Raw genomic sequence first — 11,625 nt, forward strand, 5'->3', positions numbered from 1 at the left:
CGGATTCTCCATGAGTGAAAGTATTCTCAGTGCTCTGAGCCTCAACAAAGTGGTCCCCAGCACCGAAGGTGACCTGACCATCCTGCACGAACTCTCTCTGGAACTAAACAAGGGCGACAGTCTGGCCATCGTCGGCGCGTCCGGCTCCGGTAAATCCACCCTGCTCGGCCTGCTCGCCGGTCTCGACCTGCCAAGCTCCGGCGCGGTGGTCCTGGCGGGACGCAACCTCAGTGAGCTGGACGAGGATCAGCGGGCGCGGGTTCGAGCGGAACATGTCGGCTTTGTATTCCAGTCATTCCAGTTGCTGGATAGCCTCAATGCGCTGGAAAACGTCATGCTGCCCATGGAACTGGAAGGTCGCAAGGACGCCCGCGATCAAGCAAGAGTCCTCCTTGAGCGCGTCGGGCTGGGCAAGCGTCTGACCCACACGCCGCGCCAACTGTCGGGCGGTGAACAGCAACGAGTCGCCATTGCCCGCGCGTTTGCGGCTGATCCGTCAGTGCTGTTCGCCGACGAGCCCACTGGCAACCTGGACAGTCAGACCGGTGAGCGCATCAGTGACCTGCTGTTCGAGCTGAACAAGGAACGCGGCACGACGCTGGTACTGGTTACCCACGACGAGCGCCTGGCACATCGTTGCCGACGCCTGATCCGTCTTGAAGGTGGCCGCCTGGTCGCCCCACTGGAGCCTTGATGGTACGCCTGCCGTTTTCGCGCCTGCTCGCCCTCGCCACTCGCCAACTGCTGCGCGATGCCCGCGCCGGGGAGTTGCGAGTCCTGTTCTTTGCCTTGCTGGTCGCGGTAGCCGCCAGCACCGCTATCGGTTATTTCGGTGCTCGCCTAAATGGCGCGATGCTGTTGCGCGCCACCGAGTTTCTCGGTGCTGATCTGGTCGTAGAAGGCTCAAGCCCGGCCAAGCCTGAGCAGATTCAGGCGGGCGAAGCACTCAAGCTCGACCATGCGCAAATCGTCGTATTTTCTACGGTTATCGCCACCGATGCCGGTATTCAGCTTTCCAGCATCAAGGCTGTCGACAGTGTTTACCCGCTGCGCGGAGAACTGAAAAGCGCGGCCGACCTGTATCAGCCTGAAGAAGTCAGCCGCGGCCCGAAACCCGGTGAGGCCTGGGCGGAGTCGCGCCTGTTCCCGGCTGTGGACCTTAAAGTGGGTGACGACATCGATGTTGGCTCCAAGACACTCAAGCTGACTCGGGTTCTGACATATGAGCCCGATCGTGCCGGTAACTTCTACAGCCTGACGCCTCGCGTCATGATCAACATGGCTGACCTGCAGGCCACCGGCGTTGTACAACCGGGCAGCCGTGTCAGCTATCGGGACATGTGGAGCGGCCCACCTGAAGCACTGGCCGCGTATCGCAAGGCCATCGAGCCGGGCATGGAGCCTCACCAGGAAATAAAAGACGCTCGCGACGGCAGTCAGCAGATTGGCGGTGCGCTGGGCAAGGCCGAACGTTATCTGAATATGGCCAGTCTGGTTGCGGTGCTGCTGGCCGGTGTGGCCGTTGCACTTTCTGCTGCACGTTTCGCCGTGCGCCGATTCGACGCCAGTGCGCTGATGCGCTGTCTGGGTCTATCCAGAAATGAAGCACTGGTGCTGTTCAGCCTGCAATTGGCCATGCTCGGCCTGCTTGCCGCATTGAGCGGTGCGTTGCTGGGCTGGCTCGCGCAGTTGGCGCTGTTCGGTCTCTTGCATGATCTGTTACCCGCCACCGTACCTCCCGGCGGCGTGATGCCTGCTCTGGCGGGTATCGGCACCGGGCTGGTCGCACTGGCCGGGTTTGCTCTGCCGCCGCTTGCAGCGTTGGGCCGCGTACCGCCGCTTCGCGTGTTACGCCGTGACATGCTGCCGATCCCGGCCAGCTCATGGCTGGTATACGGTGCCGCCCTGGTCGCTCTGGGTTTGATCATGTGGCGTTTGAGCCTCGATCTGGTGTTGACCTTTGCCTTGCTGGGCGGCGGCGTGATTGCCGCGGTGGTGTTGGGCGGTTTGCTGTTACTGGCCTTGAAAAGCCTGCGTCGCATGTTGGCCCGTGCATCCCTGCCGTGGCGCCTGGGTCTGGGTCAACTGCTGCGATATCCCATGGCTGCTGCCGGGCAATCACTGGCGTTCGGCCTGATTCTGCTGTCCATGGGTTTGATCGCGCTACTGCGTGGCGAACTGCTGGACACCTGGCAAAACCAGTTGCCCAAAGACGCGCCAAACTACTTTGTGCTCAACGTGCTGCCAGATCAAAAAGACGCCTTCAGCCAGCAGATCAGCAAACTCTCACCCCACGCTGCACCGCTCTACCCGGTAGTGCCCGGTCGCCTGCTGAACATCAACGACAAGCCGGTGAGCGACTTCGTGACCAAGGATTCGCGCGGTGAAAATGCTACACGCCGCGACCTGAACCTGACCTGGTCGGCAAACATGCCGGAAGGCAACACCCTGACCGCAGGCAACTGGTGGCCAGCCAACGGCGAAACAAGCGCAACCCCCGGGGTTTCGGTAGAGGCCAAGCTGGCTGACAGCCTGCAGATCAAACTGGGCGACCGCTTGAACTTCATGGTCGGCGGGATGAGTCGTGATGCCGTGGTTACCAGTCTGCGGGACGTCAATTGGGACACCTTCCAGCCAAACTTCTTCATCATCTTCCAGCCAGGCACCTTGCAGGATCTGCCGACCACCTACATGACCAGTTTCTATCTGCCTGCTGAAAACGACAAACAGATCGTCGAGCTGTCGCGCACCTTCCCGGCCATCAGCATTCTGGGCGTCGAAGCATTACTGGCGCAGGTGCGCAGTATTCTGGATCAGGTCACGCTAGCGGTGCAGTTCGTGCTGCTGTTCGTCCTGGCGGCGGGCATTGCAGTGCTGTTTTCCGGCTTGCAAGCGACCCTTGATGAGCGCATTCGCCAAGGCGCTCTGGTGCGGGCTTTGGGTGCAGAACGGGCATTACTGATCAAAGCGCGACGCATCGAGTTCGGCCTGCTGGGTGCCGTCAGCGGCTTGCTGGCTGCACTGGGCTGCGAACTGGTGACATTCGCGCTGTATCGCTACGCCTTTAACCTTGACTGGGCGCCGCATGCGTCGCTGTTGCTGTTGCCTGTCGTTGGCGCGTTGCTGGTCGGTGGCGCGGGCGTGTTTGGTACTCGTCGTGCGTTGAACGTCAGCCCGCTGACGGTTTTGCGTGATGGCTGATAAACTTCGCGCCCCTGCCCAACACAACGACAAGCCATGAGTCGCTACCGCCCTCCCCGTACCGCCGGCACCGCGCTGATCACCCCCGAGGGTGAAGCGCGGATGCGTGCCGAACTCCATGAGCTTTGGCACGTACGCCGTCCGCAAGTGACTCAGTCGGTGAGCGAAGCAGCGGCTCAGGGGGACCGCTCGGAGAATGCGGAATACACCTACGGCAAAAAGATGCTGCGCGAAATCGACAGTCGCGTGCGCTTTTTAACCAAACGACTGGAAAGCCTCAAAGTCGTCGACGCGCACCCAAGCGATGTCAACAAAGTCTACTTCGGCGCCTGGGTGACCATTGAGGACGAAGATGGCAAAGAGTCGCGCTACCGGATCGTCGGCCCTGACGAGCTGGACCTGAAACTGAACCTGATCAGCATCGACTCACCGCTCGCCCGCGCCCTGATCGGCAAAGCGCTGGATGCCGAAGTGAAGGTTCAGACCCCTACCGGTGAGCAGCTCTGCTACATCGTGGCGATTGATTACCCCTGACAACGCTGCATTTGCACGGGCGGCCACCGGCCCTGTGGGAGATTCTATGTTTGCCTAAAGGCTTGATCTTGAAGGACTAGCCGGGCGGCGCGATCTATGTGGGAGCAGGGCTTGCCCGCGATAAACGATAACTCGGTATGCCTTATGGCTGCATCTCATGCATCGCGGGCAAGCCCTGCTCCCACATAAATGGCATTCCATAATGTGTATGCGGTGTTTTTTATGATCGCCAGGGGATCGGACATGCACCTGGGATAGAAGCCCTCAACAGCGAGTAATCAACCCCTGCCGGGCAATCCGCGTCAGGTTACGTACCACTTCCTCCACACGATCGGCAGACGGCGCCTGAACCACCGCGAGGTCGAACTGATCATCCTTGAAGTTGGCCAGTGACTGCTGCGGATCGACAAACTGGATCAGAAACGCGTGAGGACCACCGTTGCGTCGCGGACGACCATCGAGGAAGCGCAGCAAGGTTGGCTGGTGTGAACCGCACAGCAGGATTTTCGGGTTACGACGGGAAAATTGTGTGGCAATCGGGGAAATACGAACGACGGGATGGCTCATGATGTTTTGTCTCAGCCTCAAGATCTCCGCTGGGCAGCGGTGAGAGGCAACACCGAACCAACGCTTTAGCGGTATTTCGAAGGCCCTGAGGACTTCTATCGACAAGCTTCATGCCTGTCTGGCGCCCCGCAAGTAGTTGTTTAAATCGGCGCATGGGCAGCATCGTAGAGAAGCGGCCGGTTGATTGTCAATTGCCATTAACGCATCTCAGCTTCGCCCTTAAATAAAAAAGGCCCGCAGCAGGCGGGCCTTTCAGGCGATATTTCTATCGTCGATCAGTTGCCGATAGCACGGTCGACGGACAGCTTGCCCGCACCTTCAATCAACACGGCGACCACACCGCCCAGCAGCGCCAGAGCGAATTCGTAACCGTTGTTAGACATGAACAGGCCGTTGTGGATGTGCACCGAGAAGATCGCCACAACCAAGGTCGCCGCCAGTACCAATGCCGCTGGACGTGCCAGCAAGCCCACCACCAGACCCAGACCACCGAAGAATTCTGCGCTGCCGGACAGCAGCGCCATCAGGTAACCCGGCGTCAGACCCAGGCTGGCCATGTACTGGCCGGTGCCTTCCAGACCATAACCGCCAAAAGCGCCAAACAGTTTCTGGCTACCGTGGGCAACAAAGATGATGCCGACCAGAATACGTACAACCGTCAGGCCGTAGCCAGCGCGAGTGGTGAAGAGCGATTTGATCTGAGTGTTCATGACGTGCGTTCCGTGAATGAAGTTGATGGCGCCATATTAATCGACTCAGCAAATGTGACAATCGCAAAAAACTCGCCATAAACATCTATTTATTCGATCACTTCCTGACTGTCACTTTGCCGGTTGGTGTGCTCTCCAGCGAATCACGCTCGCGATCAAACGCAAGGTAGTACTTGTTGACGCTGTTGACGTAACTCACCACGCCCATCCCTGCCTGATCCATGGCAACCCGTTCGGTCTGAAAGAACCACTGATCAGGGTTGAGCCCGCGTCGTTTGGCTTCCTTGCGCATGCCTTGAACGCGCTCGGGGCCAAGGTTGTAAGCCGCCAGCGTAAACGCCATCCGCTCACGCTCGTTGAATCTGGAGCTGGCGAAAAACTTGCGCCGGATCAGCGCCAGGTACTTCGCCCCGGCCTGAACGTTGTTATCGGTGGACTGGATGTCTCCCACGCCCACTCGCTTGGCGGCCGACGGGGTGATTTGCAGCAAACCAGTAGCACCGCCGCTGCCTTGCGCCTGCGGCTCAAGCCCTGACTCCTTGAACGCGAGCGCAGCCAGGTTCAACCAGTCCATGCCTTGAGCGTCCGCATGGCGTTGCAAGGTGGGGCGCAGTTGTTCAAGCCGCTGGCGATCAGCGCGAGCCAACGGGTTGTGCACCTTGTAGAGATTCTTGTAGGCCTTCTGGAACGTCAGATCCTGATTGGCTGGCGCCTTGTAGGTTTTCAGAAAACCGTCAATGGTAGCTCGCAACAGCGTCGCGTCCTGACGCACAAACCAGTTCATGTCGCTATTGGTACTGAGCGTCAGTGAACGGTCCACGCGCAGTTTGGGCATGACTTTGGCCCAGCGCTCAGCAATGGGCTGCTCGACAACGGTGAGGTGAAAGATGCCCGCCTGGACCATTTCCAGCACATCCTCTACGGCAAGACTGGGGTCCACCCACTCGATCTTCACTGGTGCCAGTTTGCGCAATGCCAGTCGCTGATTCAGAAGATGCACCGCTTCGTCAGCCGCGCTGCCTGCCGACAAACTCAAGGTTCGCCCGGAAAGCTGCTCGATGTGCCTCAAACTGCGCGCACCTCTGACACCCACGACAACCAATGGCACATGCCGGATGATCGGCTGACTGGCCTCTATGCCCTTGGTTTCCCGTGTGTCGAGCAGTTCACCGGGGGCAACCAGATCACCCTCCCCACGCTGCAACGCACTGAGCAATTGGTTCTTGGCTTTGGGAATGATCTTGAACGTTACCTGTTGGCCATCACGGGAGTGGCCGTTTAGGTATTTTTCGAACGCCTGCAGTCGATGGTACTCGACGCCTATTTCCTCACCTTTTGCGTCCCCCGAACTATTGCGGCTCTGATTGACGAGCACGCGCAACACTTTGCTGCTGCGAATCGACGGCAGGTCACGCACAGCCGTCTTATGCTCGGCAACTTGTGGCCCGGCTTGTCGGGCAGTGACCGAAAACGGCAGCAGTGCCAGCGCAAAAACAATGAGGTAGCGGGAGGCTCGGATCATTCACTCTCCAGGGAAATGCCGTTCTAAAAACATGAAAAAAGAAGTCGATAGCGCCGCGCAGATAGCGTTTGCGCCAGCCGCGTCCTGCGAAAACCAATCAGGAAGACCGTACAAGGGCCTGATTGTATTGCCTTTTATTATTAGAACCGAAGCTCTGATATCCTCAGCGGTCTTCGGCCTGAGGTAGCACCATGCAACTCATCGACATCGGCGTCAATCTGACAAATGCCAGCTTCGACTCGCAACGACAAGCGGTGCTTGATCGTGCCTATGCCGCCGGGGTCTGTCAGTTATTGCTTACCGGCACCAGCGTCGAGGGTAGTGAACAGGCGTCGCAGCTATGCCAGGAGCTGGACGAAAGCGCTCTGCGCCTATTCAGCACCGCAGGCATTCACCCACATTCGGCGGTTGACTGGAACGCTGACAGCGAGCGCCAACTACGCGCACTGCTTCAGGAGGATCGTGTAAAGGCCGTGGGCGAATGCGGGCTCGATTTCAATCGCGACTTCTCCCCCCGCCCGCAGCAGGAAAAAGTCCTGGAAGCACACCTGGCACTGGCCGTAGAGCTGCAAATGCCGGTGTTTCTTCACGAAAGGGATGCTAACCAGCGCCTGCTGGAAATCCTCCGCGATTATCGTGACCGTCTACCGGCTGCGGTCGTGCACTGCTTCACCGGCGAACAGCGAGCGCTCTATAGCTATCTGGACCTGGACCTGCACATCGGCATTACCGGGTGGATCTGCGATGAGCGCCGTGGCAGCCACTTGCATCCACTGGTGCGCGATATACCTCGCGGCCGATTGATGCTGGAAAGCGATGCGCCGTATCTGCTACCTCGCACCCTGCGGCCCAAGCCGAAGAACGGTCGCAACGAACCCGGTTTCCTTCCGGAAGTCCTGCGTGAAGTCGCGCTGCACCGCGACGAAACCCTGTCGGACCTGGCAAGCCACACCAGCGCCGCCGCCCGGAATTTTTTCGCACTGCCACAAATACCTGTCACCGACCAAGGATAGGTTGACCCACGTCAAGGAACGCTTTGTTCAGTGGGAGATGATGATGGCACCTTGCTGCATTTCTCCTGACTAACCAAAGAAGACCTCCTATGGGCACCTGGATTAGCAACCTTTCCTTGAAGTACAAATTCTGGGCCGTCAACGCGGTGGCCTTTTTCACCACGCTGATGCTGGTCATCTACGCGCTGCAACTGGAACAACAGGCGCGCTTCGACGGGGCCCGTGAATCCGCGCAGGCTCAGGCGCGACTGCTCGGCAGTTGGCCCGTATCGCAGGCGCTGCCCGCGAATCCACAACTGTTGATTCTGAGTGCAGGACAACCCCCCACATTCCAGAACCAGCCATTGCCGGAGCTCGCCACCGCCAAGGACTGGGTCGCACTGAGCTCACAACCCCTGACGGGCGAGCATGCTTTGATTGGCGCTCAGGTCACGGCGCGCCCTGACGGGCAGCGTATCGCGGTGCTGGCTTTCGGTCCGAGTCTGATGCAAGTGCTGGAGGAGCGTTTCGCCAACTACGCCATTGCTGTGTTCGTGCTGATGCTGGCGATGCTGGGAGCCTCTCAGTTGCTGATCCGCTTCCTGCTGAGTCAACTCAATACCCTCAAGGACGTGATGCTGCACGTGGAAAAAACTGGCGACCTGTCAGCCCGCGTACCCTTGACCGGCGAAGATGAGGTGGGCCAGATGGCCAAGGCATTCAACGCCATGCAGGCCGGCTACCAACGGGTGGTCACGACGGTCTCGCAGACTGCGGCACGCCTTGATCAGGGCGCCGCACATCTGGCCGCAGGCATGAACGACGTGCGTCACGGCATGCTCGGCCAGCAAAGTGAGACCGATCAGGTCGCTACCGCTATCAATGAAATGTCCGCCACGGTTTTCCACATCGCCCAACACGCCAGCACCACGCGGGACCAATCCCAGACGGCCGATGGGCTGGCCGGTGGCGGCAAGGCTGTGGTTGATCGGGTTCAAACCTCCATTGCAGGCCTGTCCACTGGCGTACAGCAGACCGCCGTGATGATTCAGCGTCTGGCCGAAGACAGCCAGAAGATCAACGGGGTGGTCAGCGTGATCCACAGCATCGCTGAGCAGACCAACCTGTTGGCCTTGAACGCGGCAATCGAAGCGGCGCGGGCCGGAGAAATGGGTCGCGGCTTTGCTGTGGTAGCTGACGAGGTTCGCAATCTGGCAAAACGCGTACAAGTCTCCACCGATGAAATCACCACGATGGTTTCAGCCTTGCAATCGGGCACTCGCGATGCCGTGGACTTCATGCAGGACAGCTCGTTCAAGGCTGATGAGTGCGTGCAGCAGGCACACGAAGCGGGTGAAGCCTTGGCGGCCATCGCCGGTGCGGTAGCGCAAATGCGCGAAAGCAATACTCAGATTGCAGTCGCCGCCCAACAACAAAGTCAGGTCGCAGAAGAAATGAACCGCGCCGTGGTGAGCATCCGCGACGTGACCGAACGCACCGTCAACCAGACTATGGATTCCGCCAGCACCAGCGATGAGCTCGCCACCCTGGCAGGTGAGCTGAGCAAGGCGATCGGGCAGCTTAAGCTTTAAAGCGGAACTGGCTAGACCTTCATTTGCCCGTTCCTTTGCCATACAAGGTTCTGTGGGAGCGAGGCTTGCCCGCGATAAGAACACCGCAACAGGTCAGATAGACCGAGTCGCCTGCATCGCGGGCAAGCCTCGCTCCCACAGGAAATCGTATTTCATTCCGCAAGTGGAGTTTCGAGGCTGACGTGTTTAGGCCCTATTACACCGATAGTCAGGCTTGATTCGCCGCCACGGTGAGTCAGGCCTACTCTTCAGGCATTCGCATAGTGTTTGTAGAGGAATGCAGTCATGGGCAAGCGGTTACCCAATCTTCATACGTGGCAGTGGCGTGGTTATGCCGACAATCACCGTCATCCGACCAATCTCGTCCTGCATCTGATCGCCGTGCCGTTGTTTATCCTGGCTGCGCTGCTGATTCTAGATGGGCTGTTTTCGCTAAGCTTCTCTTCGCTGGCCATCGGCATCATTGGCCTGATCGCGGCGCTGGGTGTTCAGCGCCATGGTCATTCGCTCGCGATTTAACAGTAGCCTCACCCAAACACCGTCACCGTCTGCCGACTGATCGCAATCAACTCCCCCCTCAGCGACCAGAGCATTGCAGCCGTGTGCCCGTAACCATCGCGGGCATGCTCGATCACCGCCTTGTAAGAACACCAGTCATGAGTGCTCAACACAGGCATCGGCTGGACGAATTCGATGGTCCAGGTCAACGAGCTGCCCGGTGCAGGCTTGCTCAGGTGTGGCAACAGCGCAGGTGGCCAGGTGTCGACCAGTGCCAGCACATGCGCCTCACTGGAAGGCCCCTCTTCGATATCGCGAAACCGTACGTAACCACCAATCGCCGGTGACGGTGTGTTGCTGAAAGGCAGGCCCCCCAACGCCCACCGTAGCTCCATGAACCTCAGGTACTCGGGCATCATGCCGCTGACGAAAGGTAATTGCGGGCATTCCTCCAACGGTTTGAGCGTGGGTGCCGGGTCGGCCTTGACCGAAATCACCGACTCACGCGCTGCACCGAAGCTGCCCTGAATCAGCGTCATAACCTGACCATTTTGCGTTGCACGTCCGAGCACCTGGCTGACGGCTTTACCGTCGCGTAACACTTCCACTTCGAAGACGATCGGTACGCCGGGCTCGGCAGGACCGACAAACGTGATGGCCAGGGAGCGTACGGGGCGATCAGCAGGTACCCTGGCACGCATCGCTTCATATTGCAGCGCCGCCATCAAGCCACCAAAACTGGCGCGGCCCTGCGCCCATTCAGCCGGAATAGTCACGGCCAGCGGATTGCTGCGCACCGCGTCGATCAGCTCGGAAAACTTCATGTATACCCCGCAGTTCCGATAATAAAAGACCCGCGCCGTGGCGAGTCAGCAAACAGGCGTTGATCTTAACCAGCTATCTTGTGATGCGCGCACGGCATATCGGCCTTTTCTACGGACTGACAAGAGCAGCCTTGTGGCCAAAGCGCCGCGCTTTTCCCGGCAAGCAACTGTTCCTGTAAAAAGTACAACTACCTGATTTGGAGCGATTTTCTGTAGGAGCGCACGAGCACCGCGAGGCCGCGATGGGGTCCTGTCTGATACACCGCCATCGCGGTCTCACGGTGCTCGTGCGCTCCTACAGCTCGGTATTTGCTTCGCGACAGCGCGGTGTCAGGGATACAGGACGATCTCATTCAGAAAATACATCTGGCTTCAGTTAATTAATCTTTCCCCGGAGCCATCAACCTAATGCGTTTCAGCCGAAACAGGTCTTGCTCAAACGCACCAGCGCCACATCGGCTTTCTTCTCGGCACGCACGATTCCGGTTTGCCAGGCGGCGATGCATGGCGCCAGATCATGTTCGCGTCCGGCTTGAGCCAGCCATTGCAGATGGTCGTGCCAATCACCCAACGCGCCTTGGGCAGCTTTCAAGCGCGACTGCATTTTTTTCGGTTGATGGCTCAACTCCGGATAAGCATCCGCAGCGTAGCGCACGCGCTTGATCAGCAAGCGCAGACGGTGACGATCATGAGCGGGGTCGGCGATGGCTTCGCGGAGTTTTTTCCACTGTTTGTCCATGCCTTTCTCGACAGTCTTGCGCAGCCCCCGGAGCAATTGCTGGCGCTGTTGCACACGCAAAAACCCTGGGAATTGATCCAGAGTGGTGAACAGACGAGCGAGTTCGGCAGAGCTCGCAACCTGCCCGTAAGCCTTACTGACTTTAGTGATACGCACGGCCGCAGCGTCGGTTAGCCCCTGTTCGGCCAAGTGGGCAGCCAGTACTTCCATGTCTCGTAGCGGCGTGGTCAGCTCCCCTACCGCTTTGGCCGCCACCTCCAGCTGTTCGACGCCCGCCACACCGCGCAAAGGACGTAACAGGCTGCGCAAGCGGCGCACAGTGGTGCGCAGGTCATGTAAGGCTTCAGGGTCGGTGGACGCCGCAAGACGCGCCTGACAAGCCAGCAATTTTATGTGCAAGCCCAGGACTTGCGCGACCAGATGGTCGACCATCGATGACATGAATT

At 59.0% G+C, this 11,625-nt stretch carries 10 protein-coding genes and 2 pseudogenes; 7 read left to right on the forward strand and 5 right to left on the reverse strand.

The features are described 5' to 3' along the window. Positions 1 to 10 precede the first annotated feature (10 nt). Genes AUC60_RS09615 through greB form a run of 3 tightly spaced genes read left to right on the forward strand, consistent with a single transcriptional unit; the run spans position 11 to position 3,735 of the window. Positions 11 to 694, forward strand: coding sequence for an ABC transporter ATP-binding protein (locus tag AUC60_RS09615; protein WP_087266154.1), 684 nt, complete (start codon positions 11 to 13; stop codon positions 692 to 694). Further along, a complete protein-coding gene (locus AUC60_RS09620) occupies positions 694 to 3,201 on the forward strand; it encodes an ABC transporter permease (RefSeq protein WP_087266156.1) in 2,508 nt (835 codons plus the stop codon). The genes AUC60_RS09615 and AUC60_RS09620 overlap by 1 nt, the downstream gene beginning before the upstream one ends. A 36-nt stretch (positions 3,202 to 3,237) precedes the next feature. Beyond that, positions 3,238 to 3,735, forward strand: a complete 498-nt coding sequence (greB, locus tag AUC60_RS09625) for a transcription elongation factor GreB (protein WP_087266158.1) — start codon at positions 3,238 to 3,240, stop codon at positions 3,733 to 3,735. A gap of 264 nt (positions 3,736 to 3,999) precedes the next feature. On the opposite strand, the gene AUC60_RS09630 is transcribed toward greB, so the two are convergent. The 3 genes from AUC60_RS09630 to AUC60_RS09640 all read right to left on the reverse strand — a co-directional run bounded on the left by AUC60_RS09630 (position 4,000) and on the right by AUC60_RS09640 (position 6,534). After that, on the reverse strand, positions 4,000 to 4,302 hold the full coding sequence (locus tag AUC60_RS09630; RefSeq protein WP_087266160.1) for a hypothetical protein: 303 nt from the start codon (positions 4,300 to 4,302) through the stop codon (positions 4,000 to 4,002). Between the two features lie 275 nt (positions 4,303 to 4,577). Further along, entirely contained in the window at positions 4,578 to 5,012 is a 435-nt protein-coding gene (locus AUC60_RS09635) for a DoxX family protein (RefSeq protein ID WP_087266162.1), read from the reverse strand. Positions 5,013 to 5,109: 97 nt separating this feature from the next. Then, positions 5,110 to 6,534 (reverse strand): MltF family protein, encoded by a 1,425-nt coding sequence (locus tag AUC60_RS09640; RefSeq protein WP_087266164.1) that lies wholly within the window; start codon positions 6,532 to 6,534, stop codon positions 5,110 to 5,112. A gap of 191 nt (positions 6,535 to 6,725) precedes the next feature. On the opposite strand from AUC60_RS09640, the gene AUC60_RS09645 reads away from it, so the two are divergent. The 4 genes and pseudogenes from AUC60_RS09645 to AUC60_RS09655 form a co-directional block, all read left to right on the forward strand. Beyond that, on the forward strand, positions 6,726 to 7,547 hold the full coding sequence (locus AUC60_RS09645) for a TatD family hydrolase (RefSeq protein WP_087266166.1): 822 nt from the start codon (positions 6,726 to 6,728) through the stop codon (positions 7,545 to 7,547). A gap of 548 nt (positions 7,548 to 8,095) precedes the next feature. Beyond that, a pseudogene (locus tag AUC60_RS28490) lies at positions 8,096 to 8,248 on the forward strand (HAMP domain-containing protein); the annotation flags it as partial. A 114-nt stretch (positions 8,249 to 8,362) separates the two neighbouring features. Beyond that, on the forward strand, positions 8,363 to 9,118 hold the full coding sequence (locus tag AUC60_RS28495; protein WP_420800728.1) for a methyl-accepting chemotaxis protein: 756 nt from the start codon (positions 8,363 to 8,365) through the stop codon (positions 9,116 to 9,118). A 285-nt stretch (positions 9,119 to 9,403) separates the two neighbouring features. Then, a pseudogene (locus tag AUC60_RS09655) lies at positions 9,404 to 9,628 on the forward strand (terminase); the annotation flags it as partial. A 17-nt stretch (positions 9,629 to 9,645) separates the two neighbouring features. On the opposite strand, the gene AUC60_RS09660 reads toward AUC60_RS09655, so the two are convergent. Next, on the reverse strand, positions 9,646 to 10,440 hold the full coding sequence (locus AUC60_RS09660) for an acyl-CoA thioesterase (RefSeq protein WP_087266170.1): 795 nt from the start codon (positions 10,438 to 10,440) through the stop codon (positions 9,646 to 9,648). 415 nt (positions 10,441 to 10,855) lie between these two features. Further along, complete coding sequence (locus tag AUC60_RS09665; RefSeq protein WP_087266172.1) at positions 10,856 to 11,620, reverse strand: CHAD domain-containing protein; 765 nt, start codon at positions 11,618 to 11,620, stop codon at positions 10,856 to 10,858. Positions 11,621 to 11,625 lie beyond the last annotated feature (5 nt).

Origin of the sequence: Pseudomonas caspiana (assembly GCF_002158995.1) — a bacterium.
Classification (GTDB): domain Bacteria; phylum Pseudomonadota; class Gammaproteobacteria; order Pseudomonadales; family Pseudomonadaceae; genus Aquipseudomonas; species Aquipseudomonas caspiana.